Origin of the sequence: Aquiflexum gelatinilyticum (assembly GCF_024741135.1) — a bacterium.
In the GTDB taxonomy this organism is placed as follows: domain Bacteria; phylum Bacteroidota; class Bacteroidia; order Cytophagales; family Cyclobacteriaceae; genus Cognataquiflexum; species Cognataquiflexum gelatinilyticum.
This window is the reverse complement of the sequence record NZ_JANSUY010000025.1, coordinates 35,689-52,943: the sequence shown is the minus strand read 5'-3', so window position 1 is coordinate 52,943 and position 17,255 is coordinate 35,689. Positions and strand designations below refer to the sequence as shown.

Genomic DNA, 17,255 nt, shown 5'->3' with positions numbered 1-17,255 from the left:
CTTATTCCTTGAATCATGAACTTGGCGCCGGACTTTCTTGAGTTTTTCCTTGGGGCCTTGGTACAAAACGGGGGACACGCGCCTGATAGGATTTATATGCAGGATATTTGGAAGCGCTGATTTCTTCACTGAAATTGGAACTTCCCTGAAACAAGATCAATAAAAGGAGGCACCCCACTACGGACCAATTGAGCCACTGACCAGATGCAGCTACGGAAAAAAAGTAAAAAGAAACCCAAAACCCCTGTTCACCGAGGTAATTTGGATGCCTTGAAATAGCCCAAAGCCCTTTGTCCAAAAATCCTTTTGCAAAATCTCCCCTCAACAACTTCCCTTCCTTTATCAGCCTCCATTTTTCAGTTTGATACTTCCATTGCTGTTCATCGGCAGCAGTTTCAAGGGCTAAAAAAAACAAAGCTATACTTGCCACAAGATAATCCCATATACCAATGCCTCCGTCATCAAACTGAATCGCCACAAGCATGGGCAGGGTAAACAACAAAATCAAAACATTTTGGTAGCCTGAAATGAAAAAGAGATTGAACAAGGTCCATTTCCATTTGGGTTGGAATTCAGGCTTTTTGCGCAAAATCTCCCAACGGTAGTCTTCTTCAGCTTCCCAAAACTTCCATTTGTAAGCACCTTTTCTGGCAAAATTATAAGTAAGCCTCGCTCCCCAGGCACTCACAAGCACAGCAAGTAAAACCATCCTCGGTGAAAAATCACCGAAATAGGCCATTACCCAAGCGTAAATAATGGGCAAAATACTCCAATACTTATCCACCTGACTATTGTTATTGGTAAGTTCACCTACCAAAAAACAATAGGCAACAGACACTCCACAAATTTTGATCAAGACCCAAAGTGCCTCCCATTCACGATCTCCCAATGGAATTCCGAACAAATAGGTGAAAACAGGTACGACAAGTAGGGTGAAAATCAGAAGAATCGCCGTTTGGAGAATTTTCATAGAAAGGATTTTCCTTTCAAAATAAGAATAAATTCAAAAAATAAAAACTAACCTCTCTTGTAACTCAACTGATATAAATTAAAAAAGCCTCGGAAAAGATCCGAGGCCATGTGCGCACGAGAAGATTCGAACTTCCACACCCGTAAGGGCACCACCCCCTCAAAGTGGCGTGTCTACCAATTTCACCACGTGCGCGTTTTTTGAGGTCTGCAAAAGTAGAAAGGTTTGCTATTCCCTGCAAGGGTTAATTTAACTTTTAAATGGTTTTTGATTAAAATTTCAACCACCAAATACCTTCAAATTGATTAATGATAGATTTTCTTTTCAGCTGCCAACAAGGTATTGTAAAGCAATGAGGCAATGGTCATCGGACCGACTCCACCTGGAACTGGAGTGATGGCAGATGCTTTTTGGGCAACTTCCTCGTATTTGACATCTCCGATCAACTTAAAGCCGGATTTCTTGGAGGCATCATCGACTCGATGGATTCCCACATCAATCACTACGGCGCCTTCTTTGACCATTTCGGAAGTTACAAATTCAGGTTTTCCCAAAGCTACAATCAAGATATCAGCAGTCTTGGCAATTTCAGAAAGGTTTTTAGTACGGCTGTGGGTAAGCGTGACCGTGCAGTTTCCCGGATATTCATTTCTCGCCATCAAAATACTCATCGGTGAACCAACAATATGGCTTCTGCCGATGACCACACAGTGTTTGCCCGCTGTTTCGATTTTATACCTTTTCAATAATTCAACGATACCATAAGGAGTCGCAGCTACGTAAGCCGGCCAACCCAAAGCCATCCTGCCGACATTGGAAGGTGTAAAGCCATCTACGTCCTTTTCGGGTTTGATTTTATCAGTTACTTTTTCAACAGAAATATGCTTGGGCAAAGGAAGTTGAACTATCAAACCGTCAATTTCAGGATTTTGGTTGATGTCTTCCACTACTTTGAGCAATTCAATTTCGGTGACATTTTCATCCAATCTTACCAAAGTTGATTCAAATCCAACCTGCTCGCAGGATTTGACTTTTGCCCCCACATAGGTTTGGCTGGCCCCGTCACTTCCCACTAGGATAGCTGCCAAATGAGGGATTTTGCCTCCTTCATTCTTTATTTCTGCCACCCTTTGGGCGATCTCACCTTTGATTTCCTCAGAGGTTTTTTTACCATCAATCACGACACTCATAATAAAGTCGACTTAATAGGTTCTTGTTGAATTTTTATAGGATGCAAAAAGCGCAAAAACTACAAAATAAATCCTTTGTGTCTTTGCGCCTTTGCGGGAATCATTAATCTAACTTCAAAACAGCCATAAACGCTTCCTGCGGGATTTCGACGTTGCCGACTTGCCTCATGCGTTTCTTACCTTTTTTCTGTTTTTCGAGAAGCTTACGCTTACGCGAAATATCACCTCCGTAACACTTGGCCAAAACGTTTTTACGCATGGCTTTCACAGTTTCTCTGGCGATGATTTTGGCTCCGATCGCAGCTTGGATTGCAATCTCAAACATCTGTCTCGGTACCAATTCCCTCAGTTTCTCGCAAAGTCTCCTACCCCATTCATATGCCTTGTCCCTATGAACAATCGCTGACAAAGCATCCACCACTTCGCCATTGAGCATCACATCCAAGCGCACCATATGGGATTGTTTGAATCCGATCATTTCATAATCCAAAGAAGCATATCCTCTGGAAATGGTTTTGAGCCTGTCAAAGAAGTCAAAAACAATCTCAGCCAAGGGCATGTCAAATGACAATTCCACACGGTCAGAAGTCAAATAAACCTGGTTTTTGATCTGACCTCTTTTGTCCATACAAAGTTGGATCACAGGTCCTACAAATTCCGCCGCCGTGATGATGATTGCCTTGACATATGGTTCCTCTATATGCTTGAAAAGCGTGGGATCAGGCATATCGGAAGGTGCATTGATCAGCTTGTATTCGTTGTTATTCATTAGAGCCTTGAACTGAACGGACGGCACGGTTGTGATTACCGTCATATCAAATTCACGCTCCAAGCGTTCCTGAATGATCTCCATATGAAGCATTCCCAAGAAACCGCAGCGGAAACCAAATCCCAAAGCCGCAGAAGTCTCAGGCTCCCAAACAAGAGAAGCATCATTGAGTTGGAGCTTCTCCATGGAAGCCCTCAATTCCTCAAATTCCGTTGTTTCGACAGGATAAATCCCGGCAAAGACCATTGGCTTTACGTTCTCAAAGCCTTTTATGGATTCAGCACAAGGATTTTTTACGTGCGTGATGGTATCACCGACTTTTACTTCCTTAGCTACTTTAATCCCTGAGATCAGGTATCCTACATTTCCGGCATACATGGTTTGTTGCGGAATCTGATTGATTCCCAAAATCCCTATTTCATCGGCAAAATACTCTTTACCTGTATTGACAAATTTGATTTTATCGCCTTTGTTGATCGTACCGTTAAAAATCCGGAAGATTACCTCCACTCCTCTGAAAGGATTGTAAACTGAATCAAAAATCATAGCCTGCAATGGCGAATCTATATTTCCTTTGGGTGCAGGGATTTTTTCCACAACAGCATTAAGTATATCTTCAATTCCAATTCCTTCTTTGCCTGAAGCAAGGACGATGTCGTCCCTGTCGCAGCCAATCAGCTCAATGACTTCATCTGCCACGACTTCCGGATCTGCGCCGGGAAGGTCTATTTTGTTCAAAACCGGTATGATTTCCAAGTCATGTCCGATTGCCAAATAAAGGTTGGAAATTGTCTGTGCTTCGATTCCCTGAGAGGCATCCACGATCAATAAAGCACCTTCACAGGCAGCAATTGACCTGGAAACTTCATATGAAAAATCAACGTGTCCGGGGGTATCGATAAGGTTTAGTGTGTATACTTCCCCTTTGTAATTATACTTCATCTGGATCGCATGAGACTTGATGGTAATCCCACGCTCACGCTCGAGGTCCATATTGTCCAACAACTGATCCTGCATCTCTCTGTCGCTCACTGTATTGGTGAACTGTAGGAGACGGTCTGCCAATGTACTCTTCCCATGGTCAATATGGGCAATAATACAGAAATTCCTAATTCTTTGCATATCCATTCTGGGCGCAAAAATAGATAAAATTGTGGGTAAAATTGGTATACACTCAAACTATCCAAAAGAAAATCAATTTATCTCAAGGAAACAGTCCAAATCTTTTTTTAAAAACTCTTGAACCAATTCAATGTTTGAAATTAATTTTTAAATAATGGCTTGGGTAGACATGTTACCAAATTTTAATCGAATTTCTTTAGGTGGATATCCATTTAGCACACTCAAAAAATAAAAAACTGAATATTTTGTAAGGATGGAATAATTCGATTTTTATTTAGAATGATCTGAGTGCTGCATTTTTTACAAAAAACCAACCATTCTTATTTTCTTTGCAGGAAGAAAAATCCAACTGATATGAAAGCGGTCGCAGATAAGAAAAAAGCCAAAAACATTCCTGAATACATCATTTATATGTACCAAATGGAGGATTTGTTGAGGGTTTATAATTTCAATATGGAGGATATCAGGCAATATGTAATCTCTCACTATCCAATTTCGGAAGCAGAAAAAACAGAGGCGGCAATTTGGTTTGCTCATTTGGCCTTTGAAATGAAAAAGGCAAAAGTCGAAGAGACCGGCCACCTTCCCGTTACTCAGGAATTGGTTGACCAGCTTGCTTCCCTACATTGGACTCTGCTCAAAACAGATAAGGATTATTTTGACCTGTACCAAAATGCAAAGCCACATTTGATCCGTCTTCTCCTTGAAGCTGGAGAGAATGCGCCCAAACATGAAATCCAGATTGCGATCAACGCCATTTATGGACAATTACTGGCAAGACTCAGAAGCAGGGAAGTTCCTGCCGAGATATTAGAAGCCAATGACAGTTTTGGGGATATTTTAAGTTACCTTAACTGGATCTACTTTAAACAAAAGGAAAGCAAGACCAGGCAAAATTGAATTATTCTAAAAATTCATATACACTTTTATAACAGCTGTTGGCATCGATATAATCAAAAAAAGCATTGTAAAAAGGGTGTATGCTAAGGGTAGAACTGTCCCCCACAACGATCAATTTTCTTTTTGCTCTGGTCAGCGCAACATTCATCCTTCGGGTATCTGCCAAAAAGCCAATTTCACCTTTGGCGTTTGACCTGACAAGGCTGATGACAATAATGTCACGCTCCTGACCCTGAAATCCATCTATGGAGTCAATGGTCAGGAGTTCAGAGAAAGACCTTAGGTTTGGGAATTCGTAGCTTTCAAATATCAGTTCATTGAATCTTCTGACCTGTGCACGATATGGAGCTATCAGTCCTATATTCCATTGTTTGGTTTTGATCTCTGCAATCCCGATTCTTTTGATGAGATTTTCAAGGTAGCGCAATGCAAACCGCGCTTCCTCCAGATTGAAAGTGCTGAGAGATTCTTCTTCCTGTTGTTCTGTAAATCCACTGCCCGCGGTATCAATATATTCTAACACAGGTTCTTCCGGTGCCAGATAATGATGCAAAGTAATGTCAGCTGCTCTTAACCCGTTATGATAAAAGTATTTGCTTGAAAAACCCATGATTAACTGTGGCATCCTGTATTGTAGACTAAGCATTTTGGAAGCTTGGGGCTTTCTTTTGATTACTTTTTCAAAGAGAGTTTCACTCAAACCGTTTTTGGCGGCTTCATAGGATTTGATGGTGGGAGGAAGTTGGCAATGATCACCTGCCATGACTACTTTTGAAGCTTTTTGGATAGGGATCCATGTTGCCGCTTCCAATCCCTGAGCTGCTTCATCAATAAAAACTATCGGAAAGCTCATCCCTTTCAAAGCAGAATTGGCGGCACCTACTAGTGTACAGGCAAAAACCTGTGTGTCCTGAAAAATATCATAAGTAATATAATCTTCGAGACTTTGCGCTTCGTCCCTACACCTTGCTGCCTCATCCAAAAGTCTTCGTCGCTCCAACCTCTCCTCCGAACCAAATGTACGTTTGCGTTTTTGACCAAGTTTCCTGTAATCATCAGCTGATTTTTTGAGCCTTTTCAAATCCTTGTAGCTGTCGTGCATCGCAATTTTGGCATCCAGTGTTTGTGATAGAATATGGTCTTCGACCCTTGCCGGATGCCCAATCCGGAGGGTTTTTATTCTATACTCAAGTAATTTTTCTACTAGATAATCCACCGCCGAATTGCTCGGAGCGCACACCAAAACCTGTCTACACTCCTCCAAAGCCTGCACAATTGCAAACACGAGTGTCGTAGTCTTTCCTGTTCCGGGAGGGCCATGAATGATGGCGACATCTTTTGATCCACTTACCAATGAAAGCGCTTCATTTTGGCTTGAATTAAGGTGATTCACCATTTTTGAATCAGAAACAGTCAAAACCGGAGCCCTTTCACCTAGTAAAATTTCCTTTAATTCTCCAAGCCTTCCTTTTTCAGATTTGATCACAGCTTTCATGGCAGATTCCATTTCCCGGTAACTTGCCTCATCAAAAAGCAAATCAATGCCCAACTTGCCTTGGTGCATCCAATCCGGAATATCCTCAGCTTGCAAGGTCACTATCATGGCATCTTTCTTTACCTGGTTGATCACTCCGTTTACCCGTTGGGATTGAAATTGGGGTTGGTTGGAAAAAATGGAAACCGACTTGCCCGACTGGAAAACATGTGGTGCTCCGGGATCAAACCTTTCAAACTCGAGAATTAAGCGCTCTCCAAAACCGATTTTTGATTTTTTAAGCTGAACAGGATACCAACATACCCCTTCTTCCTTTTTATCTGAAATTGAGGTATATAAAAACTTTTTCTTGTATTGTTGGAGATCTTCTTCCCATTCTTGCTTTAAAAGTTTCAAAGAATTTCTTAATTCCTCCTGAATATTTCCCATCTATTATTACATTTAAAACCGAAAATAACTGATAATCTATCTCACAAACCAACCACTTTAAATAATTATACCGTGAATTTTCTAGCACATGCCTATTTGTCATTCGGAGATCCCAAGGTCCTTGTAGGAAATTTTATAGGAGATTTTGTAAGAGGCGATATTGAAAACACCTATGACAAGGATATTGTTGCAGGAATAAAACTTCATTGGAATATCGATAAATTTACCGACTCCCATCCGGTGGTAAAGGAAGCCCAGGCAATATTGAGACCAGAATATGGAAGATATTCTATGGTAATCACAGATATGTATTTTGATTATTTTCTGGCAAGGTACTGGAAAAATTACCACCACATCCCATTGGATCAATTTGCAGAAGATGTCTATAATACCATTGACGAATATGGAGATACCTTACCCGAAAAATTTCTACAGACATTTGGCTACATGAAATACTACAATTGGTTAGCCGGATATGGTGAATTGGACGGCATCAGAAGAGCCATGACAGGGATGGCAAAAAGGGCAACATTCAACTCAAAAATGGAAACTGCCCATGTTTTTCTCGATGAACATCATGAATATTTAAAAGTCCATTTTGGTGACTTCTTTGAGGATATGGTAGCTTTCTCAAAAAAAACACTCGCAGAATTACGAAACACATGATTCATTCAAGGCCAAAACCCAGCACATTTATTGCCCTTGGTCTCATCGTCCTCGTACAAATTTTTGGATTGGTTTACATCCTCAACCATTTTGCTACCAAAAGAACATTTGGTCTTGTCATCTACCTGATCGCAACTGTGATCCTCACTTTGGTGATTGTCTTGCTTTTGGTTAAAATGATGGCAGCCTATAAATTCATCACAATAAGCAAGGACAGCATAATTACCAGACTCCCTCTTCGGGGAAAAACGACTACATATTCGCTTGCTGAGGTTTTGGTATGGGAAGAAGAAACAGTTATTACAAACAAACGTGAATTCAAGCAGCTGACCATTGTTTTTGAAGACAAAACCTCCTTCACAATCAGCAATCATGAGCACCTCAATTATGAGGAATTTACAAAACACCTCAGTAAAAAGCTCCCCAAGAAAAGGGTAATTGCAGGAAAAAATCCTAAAACCTGAGAGCCAGAGAAGTAGTCAGGGCTGAATTTTGTCTTCCGAAATTTCCGTCTGGAAGTGGAAAATAATCTTCTGGACTAATAAATCTCCTAGCTTCAATTCTCAATAAAGCACCTTCCCTTATCGAAAAATCAACATTTGCAGACAACCCTGTGATTTTTAGTCCATCGGTGAGGATGATGGCATTGGGGTCCGAGTAATATTCTGCCCTACCGGCAAGCGTAAATTTCTCGCCTAATTCCCTACTTATAGATCCTATAAATCCAAACCATGAATCCGTTTTTCCTGAAAAATTCTCCTGAATTCCAAAGTCCGCACCAAATATCGTAGCCCATTTTCCTTTTTCATGTAACAAATAAAAGTTATTAAAAAACCTATTTAAACGAATAGGTTGGGTGTTTTCATTGCCAAAGTAATTCGAGTAATTGAAGGTAAAATTGGCTGAGGGAATGAATTTGATCCCTGTACCTATACCCAAAGATTTGTTATTTTCATTCCTCACCATATTCTGCCAGCCATTGGTCAACCAAAGCTGAATTTCCCATTTAGGATGCGGAGTATAAGTAAATTTCCCTCCTGTAAAAAAGTACGGAGAATTTTCAGCCATGATACTTCTGGACAAATTCATACAATCCATTCCATACCATGATTCAAATCCTATGTAAGAAGGCATGACACCGATATCAACCCACAGCTTTTCATGCAGCTTAATCCCCAAAGATGCTTCGTTAATAAATTTGGCCCAAGCCGGTTCATCAGCAAGATTATATTGGGCGTAAGTACCCGCCATTAAAGCAAGACTTGCTCTTATTCTATCATTTTGGAAAGATGCTTTGAGCAAGGCAAGATTGATACTGAATTCATTATGCCTATTGAAATTATACAAAAAGTCAGGTCTGAGGTTGTTTTCGGGTTGGTTAAAATCGTAGCTGTAATATGCTTCTATATATCCCGACACAATCAGATTTCGGTCAACATCGTCCTTTGCGGCAAGCGTTCTGAAAAAAAAGAAAAAGATGATAAACAATCTTTTCATAGGCGGAAACAAAAAAAGCCCGGAAGGTTAACTCCGGGCTTTGAATTATCTTTTTGTTCTGAAGTTCCTGTCGTAAAGGTCTACACTTTCCTGTATGATTTTGAAAGCTTCTTCTTTTCCCAAAAAATCTTCCACTTTGACTTCCTTATTTTCGAGTTTTTTGTAATCCTCAAAAAACCTATGGACTTCTTTCATCAAATGGGGAGGAAGTTCATCGATATCATTGATATAGTTTACAGATTGGTCTTCAGATGCCACCGCAATGATCTTATCATCTGCTTCACCACCGTCAACCATCCTCATTACGCCGATTACTTTGGCTTTGACCAATGTCATTGAGGGGATATCAATCTGGGATATAATCAAAATATCAAGTGGATCTTTATCATCGCAGAAAGTCTGAGGGATAAAGCCATAATTAGCAGGATAATGGACCGCAGAAAACAAAACCCTGTCTAATAGTAGCATGCCCGTCTTCTTATCGAGTTCGTACTTGCCTTTACTTCCTTTGGGAATTTCGATGACTCCCATAACATATTCGGGAGCTTCTTTACCAATATTGACATCGTGCCAAGGGTTGATCATATCTAAAAACTATTTGGTTTGGAAAATGAAATTGAAAACAAATTAAAGCGAAAATCGCGTGTAATCAAATAAAAATTAAGGCAATCCAACAATATAAGAAAGCAATTTACTTTGTCAATAAAACCAATCAGTTTTTCCCAGGTACCAGATTTGGTAATATTACGGTGACTTTGGTGCCTTTGTTTACTTCAGACTCCAAATGGATTTTACCCCCCATTTGTATGGTTGATTCTTTGACCATATAGAGTCCGAGACCTGAACCGACATTCTTTTGGGTGGCTCTTTGAAAAAGGTTGAATACCTCATCGATGAGATTGTCCTCAATTCCTACACCGTTGTCCTCCAAAACAATTGTTGCGGCATATTCCGATACATCTATTGCAACTCTTATCATTTTTTTTGGATTGTCCTCTTTTTGAAATACTACTGCGTTATGAAAGAGGTTATTGAGGATCACACGAATTTTGGGGTCATCTGAGAAAAAGGAAGATGATTGTTTGATGTCAATTATGACATCAATCTCTTCCAGTGGCCATTTTTGTTTATATATTTCAATTTGTTGGGAAACCACTTCTTTAAAATCTATCTCAGTAACCTTGTTTTCTATTTTAGTAGACCGGTAAAAATCCAGCATTTTATAAATAAACTCATCCAATTTATCTGTAGCGGTATCTATCAAATCAAAATATTCTTTGACTGCGGGATCTTTGGTTTCCATTTTGGCCAGTTTAGAAACGCCTGAAATACTCATCAGCGGACCTCTAAGTTCGTGTGAAAGGGAATATACAAACTGGTTCATCTCAGAATGGATTTTCTGGAGTCTTTCATTTTTATCTTTGAGTTCTTTCCTTGCAAAATATATATCACCGGCAGTCTGTATGGCATTTTTTATCTGTTCAATATTCCAAGGTTTGTCAATAAACCTGTAAACCTGCCCTCTGTTGATTGCATCAATTACATCAGCTATATCGGAATATCCAGTAAGTAAAATCCTGACAGGCTCGGGATTGATTTCCATCAGTTTTTCGAAGAATTCTACTCCATCCAATCCAGGCATCCTTTGGTCTGCAATCACCACATGAAGTTCTTCTGTTTCCGCTATTTTAAGACCTTCAAATGCATCGATGGCTGTTATTACCATAAAATCCTTCCTCAAGCTAGCCTTGAAGGAATTCAGGTTATTGTCTTCATCATCGATATAAAGTACTTTTATCTTGTCAGTCATGCTGCTGGATATTTTGATAAATTGGAAGGGTAATGATAAAATTGGTTCCTTTGCCTTGTTCCGTCGATACCTCAAGTGTGCCTTTGTGGTTTTCGATGATGGTATAGACAATAGACAAGCCCAAACCAGTACCTTTTCCTACTGCTTTGGTTGTAAAAAAAGGTTCAAAAATCCGTTGCTTGACATGCGCAGGCATTCCAAACCCATTATCTTCTATTTCAATACTAATTTTTTCACCAATGTGGAAAGTTCTTATTGTAATCTTTGGTTCGGGTATTTTATCCAGATTTTCCAAAAGTGCATGAATGGCATTGGTAATGATATTCATAAATACCTGATTAAGTTTTCCGGGCAGACATTCAATAATGGGAATACTACCAAATTCCTTATAAACCTGTATTTTTCCTGACATAGAGCTGTTGAGCAATATCAGGGTGCTGTTGATACCATCATGGATATCCACTCTTTTGACATCTTGCTCATCAACTCTTGAAAACAAACGCAAACCTTTGACGATTTCCACTGTTCTTTTCGCACCTTCTTCCATTCCTCTCAGGAGTTGGTCGATTTCTTTGAGGATATAATCAAACTCAATGTCTTCTTCTACCCTCTTCAGGTCTTTCTTAGAGGCATCCGAAAACTCGAGTTTACCTTTCTCTCTGTAAGCATTTACAATATCAAGAAGATCGGTGATGTCTCTCTTTAAAGGTGAGATGTTTGAACTTACAAAGTTGATCGGATTATTGATCTCATGGGCAATTCCAGCTGTCAGCTGTCCCAATGAAGCCATTTTTTCCTGATTGACCAATTGGGTTTGGGTATTCTGAAGGTTATGAAGGGTAAGTTCAAGTTCTTCAGTCCTTTGCTTTACTTTCTCCTCCAAAAATTCATTTTGCTCAATTATTCTGCTTTCATGTTCTTCCAGAAGCTTTAGCTTTTCATATTGTTCTTTTTCATACTCTCTTTTTTGGTCATTGATTCTATCAGCTAGGGCAAATGACAAAAGAATAACTCCGAGCCCTGCACCAAATGGCATCAGGTAGAAATACGATGGAGAAAATGGAATTAGTCCCATTTCGGTCAATACAAAGAGAAGAATGCCTACCATAAAAACAGACCAGGCAATCAAAAAATACCTTGCAGGCTTGAACCCACTTTTAAGAATATATAATGACATGATGAATACATACGGAATAACTATGGCCTGAGTAACCAGAAAAACAGCATAGGAAAGTGTCAAAAAACCAAAAAATGTACCACTCAAAATAATCAAATAAACTACATAGATCACTTGTAGCCCTTTATTCAATTTGGGGAGATTCAATCTTGTTTTTAAAAAAGCTTGTACAAACCAAATCGCAACAATACTACCCAAAACAGAAAAAACAACATTAGACCTCAGGTTCATCCAAACCCATTCAGGCCATAACAATTCTTGAGCATATCCAAGAATGGAAGATTGGCCAAGCCAAACCAAAAATATATAAGCTACATAAATCAGGTAGGTATAATCATTGAGTGAAAAGTAAAGAAACAGATTATAGAAAAACAGTCCAAACAAGATCCCCGAAAACAAACCGAACAGGATATTTTCAAAATTTAGACTTTTATTAATAGTCCTAAGATCTGCTATACTTGCAGAAATAATCTTTTTGTCGCTACTTCTGATGTTTAGGTAAATGTCAGAATTTTGACCAGATTCTGAATTTATTTCAAAAATCAATTTTCTTGACGGAATCAATCTTTGGCCAAAATCATGAGTCCTGCCGCTAACCTGAGAGCTTATGACCTTTCCATCTCTGATCTGATAGAAATAAACCTCGTCTAAATTGGGGTTATTGATCAAAAGGTATTTCTGTTCCTCAAGATCTTTTGCCGATACAACTTTAAACCGAAGCCAAACAGACTGGGAGCCAAGTCCGAAATTAGGGTTTTGGGAAATTACCGGTTTAAAATTTAGGTTGGAAATGATATCCTTGATTTCTGAATCACCTGCTTCCTGAATCAGGAATTCATATTTTGAAACATCAACCAACCCCGGTGCATTGTCCATTTGTATTGTTGGAGAAATCAAAAAAAGAAAAACTGTAAGGAGACTTCCTATCATAGAACCAAGAGTTGATTGAAGTTCTTAACATTTCTCCCATATTGCGAATTGTACATCAAAGAATTTTCTAAACTGTAGACTTTTAAATAGCTGTAATAATAATCTCCCTGTCTTTCTGACAGTTCAAAGTTTGTTAAGGAAACATTGAAATCGTAAAAGAAAGGAGGGATTAAATTCAGCTTCATTTTTGTCCAAAAAAGAATTGGTGATGTTTTAGACAAAACAGAAAATAGAGAAGTTTCCCCTTGGTCCAGTTTTTGATAATGGTTTTCTGTTGAATTCAACCCAAAATTCAGTTTAGAGCCCAAAAACCTATTAAACGCATTCAAAGGCATAGGGAATCTCGACTTTCCATTTACATATATATTCTGACCGAGTAAATCAAGCAATGAAGCCAATCTCATGTAGAGGCAGTAAGGGTGGGTACTACCAGTAAAGTTATGTTATTAGTACAATAATCATAAGAGAAATGTAAAAAAAATTATAAAAAAGGAATTTTATACCGACATTTCGATAAATCCAATATTGGAAAATTTTTTTTCGGTAAAATTACCATTAAGATAAATATATACTTAAACTTGTACCTAAAGTTTCACTAATAGTAAGTCCCCATGGCTGAATCACCCGAAGAAAAAATAAGAATCCTTTATGTAGATGATGAAGAAAACAACCTTCAGGCATTTAAAGCTACTTTTAGGAAAGATTACAAAATCCATCTTGCCCTTTCTGCTGAGGAAGGAAGAGAGCTATTGCAATCAAATGAGGTAGATATCATAATTACTGACCAAAGAATGCCTGATGAAACAGGGGTGGATTTTTTAGCCTCCATTATCCCTGAACATCCCGATCCAATCAGAATTCTGCTTACCGGATACACTGATATCCAGGCAGTGATAGATGCCATCAATAAGAGCCAAGTATATCATTATCTCACCAAACCATGGGAAGAAGAGTACATGAGGACTGTAATAAAAAATGCCTTTGAGTTGTTCTCCTTAAGGAAAGAAAACAGAAAATTAATGGACGATCTCGTTGAGACCAACAAAAGTCTTGAGCTGATGCTTCAACAAAGATAAGGGTTCAATAACGGGCAGCCAGCAGTAGCAAGAGTTCTTTGTGGGTCATGGAAAATTTTCTTGCCAAATAGGCATTTGTCAGGCTTCCCCTGTAGGTATATACTCCTTTCATAAACCATTTATAATTGAAGATCATCTCTTCAGCTCCTCCCAAATCAGCCATATGTAATAAAATAGGTGTAAAAATATTGCTCAATGCACAAGATGCTGTTCTTGAAACCCTTGAAGCGATATTGGGAACGCAATAATGGATTACACCATGTTTGACAAAAGTCGGTGTATCGTGAGAAGTCATTTCTGAGGTTTCTATACATCCACCCTGATCTATAGAAACATCAATGATTACACTTCCCTCCATCATGGCAGCAACCATTTCCTCACTGACCACAACCTTATTTTTTCCTTTTTCTGCTCTCAATGCACCGATTACAACATCCGCCTCTTTGATTGCATTTCCTAAAGTATAGTTATCAATTGTTGACGTAAATACCTGCTGACCCAGAAGATGCTTAATTCTTCGCAGTTTATAAATATGGTTATCAAAAACTTTGATGCTAGCTCCCAATCCCAAAGCTGTCCTTGCAGCATATTCAGCGACGGTACCTGCCCCGACAATAACTACCTGTGTGGGCGGTACACCTGTGACTCCGCCCATGATCAAGCCCTTTCCGTTATTTACGCTGCTGAGGTACTCGGCTGCAATGAGCATGACCGTGCTGCCCGCAATTTCGCTCATGGCTCTGACCACAGGCATTCCTCCAACTTTATCCTCGAGATTTTCATAGGACACGGCGGTGATTCTTTTTTTGTTCAATGCATGGATGTAATCAGCGCTTTGCTTACCCAACTGCAGAGCTGAAATCAAACATGAACCAGATCTCATATAATTGATTTCTTCCTCTGTCGGAGGTTCTACTTTGATAATCACCTCGGCATCGAAAGCCTCTTTGGCAGAATAGACCACTTTGGCCCCGGCATCTGAATATTCTTTATCCGAAAATTTGGATTCTTTCCCCGCATTTGTCTCCACCAGAACCTGTTGTCCATTATTGACTAGTAGAGCAACCGCATCAGGAGTTAATACCACCCTTTTTTCTTGGGCAGCAGTTTCAACAGGCAATCCTATCAACAATGAATTCTGTGAATTCTTGACTTTCGCAACCTTTTCTTTTGGAAATAACCCAACCTTTTCCCCTATTTCAACCATTTGTTTCACCATTAATAACCCTTTGTAAGGTAATCATTCTACCCCCTGCCTCATCCACCTCAATGTAGATGTGGATAAAGTCCAGCGGAATATACGCTGCAATCCTTTCGGCCCACTCTATCCAGCAGCGATTACCGCTATAAAAATATTCTTCAATCCCAATTTCAAAAACCTCTGCGGGATTTTCCACTCTGTAAAAGTCAAAGTGGTAAAATATTTCGCCTTTGGTGTTTTGGTATTCATTTACCAAAGAGAAGGTAGGACTGCTGACCTTGTCAACCACTCCCAATACTCTTGCAAGTTCAGTAATTAAGGTAGTTTTACCAGCTCCCAGATCTCCTTTGAAAACCCAGATTTTTTCAGATCCTGCAAAAGAGACTATTTTAAGGGCCGTCTCATGTAAATTACCAATTTCCGGACAATAAAACTTTTCCAAATTTAATTAAATATTCTTCGGTTCGAGACGGACAAAAGGAACTATCATTTCTTCAAGTGATACACCACCGTGTTGGAAGGTATCTTTGTAGTAATTTACGTAATAATTGTAATTATTAGGATATGCAAAGAAATAATCTTCGACTGTAAAAACATAGCTGGTCGAAACATTAAACCTCGGGAGTTTGGCTTCTTCTGGGCGGGAAATTTCAAATACTTTGCCACTTTCAAAATTTAGGTTTTTACCTTGTTTGTACCTGAGGTTTGTTGTTACATTTTTGTCTCCGATAATTTTATAAGGCCTGTTCACTCTTTTGGTTCCGTGATCTGTGGTAATTATCACATCTGCTTTGGCGGCATGGATTTTTTTAAAAAGGTCAAAAAGGGTAGAATGCTCAAACCAGCTTTTTGTCAAAGATCTGTAGGCGGATTCATCCGGAGCAAGTTCTCTTACCATTTTGATGTCTGTACGGGCATGAGACATCATGTCTACAAAGTTGTATACCAAGACATTGAGATCATTATTCAAAAGTTGATGGAAATGATCCAAAACTGCCTTTCCCTGATACACTTGAAGGATTTTGTTATAACTAAATTTAATATTCAGTTTATTTCGGTGAAGATTTTCGGACAAAAAATCTTCCTCATGGTTGTTTTTTCCTTCATCGGTATCTTCTCCTTCCCAAAGTTCGGGATGGAATCTTGCCATATCGGAAGGCATCATCCCACTAAAAAGGGCATTTCGTGCAAAAGCCGTGGTAGTCGGTAAAATACTGAAATAGGTACTTTCCTCTGAAGTATTGAAATATTCTGAAACCAATGGTTTGATTACTTCCCATTGATCCAGTCTGAGATTATCAATCACCACAAAAAAGAGAGGCTTGCCCTGTTTGATTTGCGGAAACACCTTTTCAGCCATCAGTCTGTGGGAAAGTATTGGCTTTTCAGATTTGGGATCATTGATCCAGTCGATGTAATTGTTCTTGATGAATTTTGCAAAAGCAGCATTGGCTTCCGTTTTTTGGGTATCAAGAACATCCTGCATGGACTTGTTTTCCGTACCATCTATCTCCATTTCCCAATAGGTGAGTCTTTTGTATATATCTGTCCACTCCTGATAGGTGGATGCCTCCCCACAAGCTGTGCTGATATTCATGAAATCCTGTCTGTAGGAAAGGTTAGTTTTTTCTGTGATCAACTGCTTATTCTGTAGGATCTTTTTTACAGAGAGCAGTATTTGATTTGGATTGATAGGTTTGATCAGGTAATCAGCAATCTTACCCCCAATGGCATCATCCATTATGTGCTCTTCCTCGCTTTTTGTGATCATCACTACAGGAATCTGGGGTTTCACCATTTTGATATGCTGCAAAGTCTCAAGGCCTGTCATTCCGGGCATCATCTCATCCAAAAAAATTACATCATAATTGAATTTTTCCACCATTTCAATGGCATCTACACCACTGTTGACTGTGGATATTTCATAGCCTCTTTGCTGTAAAAATAAAATATGTGGCTTCAATAGATCTATCTCGTCATCTGCCCACAGGATTTTGAACCTTTGCATAAAATATGGTTTACT

At 39.2% G+C, this 17,255-nt stretch carries 15 protein-coding genes and 1 tRNA gene; 4 read left to right on the top strand and 12 right to left on the bottom strand.

All coding sequences use genetic code 11. The features are described 5' to 3' along the window. Window positions 1-13: 13 nt before the first annotated feature. The 4 genes from NU887_RS19540 to lepA form a co-directional block, all read right to left on the bottom strand. Window positions 14-970 (bottom strand): DUF1295 domain-containing protein, encoded by a 957-nt coding sequence (locus tag NU887_RS19540; RefSeq protein WP_258425076.1) that lies wholly within the window; start codon window positions 968-970, stop codon window positions 14-16. Window positions 971-1,081: 111 nt separating this feature from the next. Continuing rightward, window positions 1,082-1,165: transfer RNA gene (locus NU887_RS19535), tRNA-Leu, on the bottom strand. A 110-nt stretch (window positions 1,166-1,275) separates the two neighbouring features. Next, complete coding sequence (locus tag NU887_RS19530) at window positions 1,276-2,160, bottom strand: bifunctional 5,10-methylenetetrahydrofolate dehydrogenase/5,10-methenyltetrahydrofolate cyclohydrolase (protein WP_258425075.1); 885 nt, start codon at window positions 2,158-2,160, stop codon at window positions 1,276-1,278. Between the two features lie 103 nt (window positions 2,161-2,263). After that, window positions 2,264-4,057 (bottom strand): translation elongation factor 4, encoded by a 1,794-nt coding sequence (lepA, locus tag NU887_RS19525; RefSeq protein WP_258425074.1) that lies wholly within the window; start codon window positions 4,055-4,057, stop codon window positions 2,264-2,266. A 348-nt stretch (window positions 4,058-4,405) separates the two neighbouring features. Between lepA and NU887_RS19520 the strand changes: the two genes are divergently transcribed. Then, a complete protein-coding gene (locus NU887_RS19520; protein ID WP_258425073.1) occupies window positions 4,406-4,951 on the top strand; it encodes a DUF4924 family protein in 546 nt (181 codons plus the stop codon). 1 nt (window position 4,952) lies between these two features. Here the strand turns inward: NU887_RS19520 and NU887_RS19515 are convergent, their stop codons facing one another. Further along, window positions 4,953-6,875, bottom strand: coding sequence for an AAA domain-containing protein (locus NU887_RS19515; protein ID WP_258425072.1), 1,923 nt, complete (start codon window positions 6,873-6,875; stop codon window positions 4,953-4,955). A 72-nt stretch (window positions 6,876-6,947) separates the two neighbouring features. On the opposite strand from NU887_RS19515, the gene NU887_RS19510 reads away from it, so the two are divergent. Together NU887_RS19510 and NU887_RS19505 are read left to right on the top strand one after the other, a co-directional pair. Beyond that, window positions 6,948-7,541: an acyl carrier protein phosphodiesterase gene (locus NU887_RS19510; RefSeq protein ID WP_258425071.1), complete on the top strand. Its 594-nt coding sequence runs from the start codon at window positions 6,948-6,950 to the stop codon at window positions 7,539-7,541. Continuing rightward, window positions 7,538-8,005 (top strand): hypothetical protein, encoded by a 468-nt coding sequence (locus NU887_RS19505; RefSeq protein ID WP_258425070.1) that lies wholly within the window; start codon window positions 7,538-7,540, stop codon window positions 8,003-8,005. Before NU887_RS19510 ends, NU887_RS19505 begins: the two co-directional genes overlap by 4 nt. Here NU887_RS19505 and NU887_RS19500 read toward each other — a convergent pair. From NU887_RS19500 to NU887_RS19485, 4 genes are all read right to left on the bottom strand, one after another. Beyond that, entirely contained in the window at window positions 7,995-9,038 is a 1,044-nt protein-coding gene (locus NU887_RS19500; RefSeq protein WP_258425069.1) for a porin, read from the bottom strand. The two genes, NU887_RS19505 and NU887_RS19500, sit on opposite strands and share 11 nt — an antisense overlap. 45 nt (window positions 9,039-9,083) lie before the next feature. Next, window positions 9,084-9,623, bottom strand: a complete 540-nt coding sequence (locus NU887_RS19495; protein WP_258425068.1) for an inorganic diphosphatase — start codon at window positions 9,621-9,623, stop codon at window positions 9,084-9,086. A 127-nt stretch (window positions 9,624-9,750) separates the two neighbouring features. Beyond that, window positions 9,751-10,848, bottom strand: coding sequence for a hybrid sensor histidine kinase/response regulator (locus NU887_RS19490; RefSeq protein ID WP_258425067.1), 1,098 nt, complete (start codon window positions 10,846-10,848; stop codon window positions 9,751-9,753). Continuing rightward, window positions 10,841-12,955, bottom strand: coding sequence for a sensor histidine kinase (locus tag NU887_RS19485; RefSeq protein ID WP_258425066.1), 2,115 nt, complete (start codon window positions 12,953-12,955; stop codon window positions 10,841-10,843). Before NU887_RS19485 ends, NU887_RS19490 begins: the two co-directional genes overlap by 8 nt. Before the next feature lie 611 nt (window positions 12,956-13,566). Here NU887_RS19485 and NU887_RS19480 point away from each other — a divergent pair. After that, a complete protein-coding gene (locus tag NU887_RS19480) occupies window positions 13,567-14,031 on the top strand; it encodes a response regulator (protein ID WP_258425065.1) in 465 nt (154 codons plus the stop codon). 4 nt (window positions 14,032-14,035) lie between these two features. On the opposite strand, the gene NU887_RS19475 is transcribed toward NU887_RS19480, so the two are convergent. The 3 genes from NU887_RS19475 to porX are packed head-to-tail and all read right to left on the bottom strand — an operon-like array spanning window position 14,036 to window position 17,240. After that, window positions 14,036-15,250 (bottom strand): alanine dehydrogenase, encoded by a 1,215-nt coding sequence (locus NU887_RS19475; RefSeq protein WP_420839799.1) that lies wholly within the window; start codon window positions 15,248-15,250, stop codon window positions 14,036-14,038. After that, window positions 15,231-15,674, bottom strand: coding sequence for a tRNA (adenosine(37)-N6)-threonylcarbamoyltransferase complex ATPase subunit type 1 TsaE (gene tsaE, locus NU887_RS19470; protein ID WP_258425063.1), 444 nt, complete (start codon window positions 15,672-15,674; stop codon window positions 15,231-15,233). The genes NU887_RS19475 and tsaE overlap by 20 nt, the downstream gene beginning before the upstream one ends. Before the next feature lie 6 nt (window positions 15,675-15,680). After that, complete coding sequence (porX, locus tag NU887_RS19465; RefSeq protein WP_258425062.1) at window positions 15,681-17,240, bottom strand: T9SS response regulator signal transducer PorX; 1,560 nt, start codon at window positions 17,238-17,240, stop codon at window positions 15,681-15,683. Between the last annotated feature and the right edge of the window lie 15 nt (window positions 17,241-17,255).

Bases quoted from the DNA above. Each gene is read 5' to 3' on its own strand.
- NU887_RS19540 (WP_258425076.1), bottom strand. From the start codon at position 970: ATGAAAATTCTCCAAACGGCGATTCTTCTGATTTTCACCCTACTTGTC.
- NU887_RS19530 (WP_258425075.1), bottom strand. From the start codon at position 2,160: ATGAGTGTCGTGATTGATGGTAAAAAAACCTCTGAGGAAATCAAAGGT.
- lepA (WP_258425074.1), bottom strand. From the start codon at position 4,057: ATGGATATGCAAAGAATTAGGAATTTCTGTATTATTGCCCATATTGAC.
- NU887_RS19520 (WP_258425073.1), top strand. From the start codon at position 4,406: ATGAAAGCGGTCGCAGATAAGAAAAAAGCCAAAAACATTCCTGAATAC.
- NU887_RS19515 (WP_258425072.1), bottom strand. From the start codon at position 6,875: ATGGGAAATATTCAGGAGGAATTAAGAAATTCTTTGAAACTTTTAAAG.
- NU887_RS19505 (WP_258425070.1), top strand. From the start codon at position 7,538: ATGATTCATTCAAGGCCAAAACCCAGCACATTTATTGCCCTTGGTCTC.
- NU887_RS19500 (WP_258425069.1), bottom strand. From the start codon at position 9,038: ATGAAAAGATTGTTTATCATCTTTTTCTTTTTTTTCAGAACGCTTGCC.
- NU887_RS19495 (WP_258425068.1), bottom strand. From the start codon at position 9,623: ATGATCAACCCTTGGCACGATGTCAATATTGGTAAAGAAGCTCCCGAA.
- NU887_RS19490 (WP_258425067.1), bottom strand. From the start codon at position 10,848: ATGACTGACAAGATAAAAGTACTTTATATCGATGATGAAGACAATAAC.
- NU887_RS19485 (WP_258425066.1), bottom strand. From the start codon at position 12,955: ATGATAGGAAGTCTCCTTACAGTTTTTCTTTTTTTGATTTCTCCAACA.
- NU887_RS19480 (WP_258425065.1), top strand. From the start codon at position 13,567: ATGGCTGAATCACCCGAAGAAAAAATAAGAATCCTTTATGTAGATGAT.
- NU887_RS19475 (WP_420839799.1), bottom strand. From the start codon at position 15,250: ATGGTGAAACAAATGGTTGAAATAGGGGAAAAGGTTGGGTTATTTCCA.
- porX (WP_258425062.1), bottom strand. From the start codon at position 17,240: ATGCAAAGGTTCAAAATCCTGTGGGCAGATGACGAGATAGATCTATTG.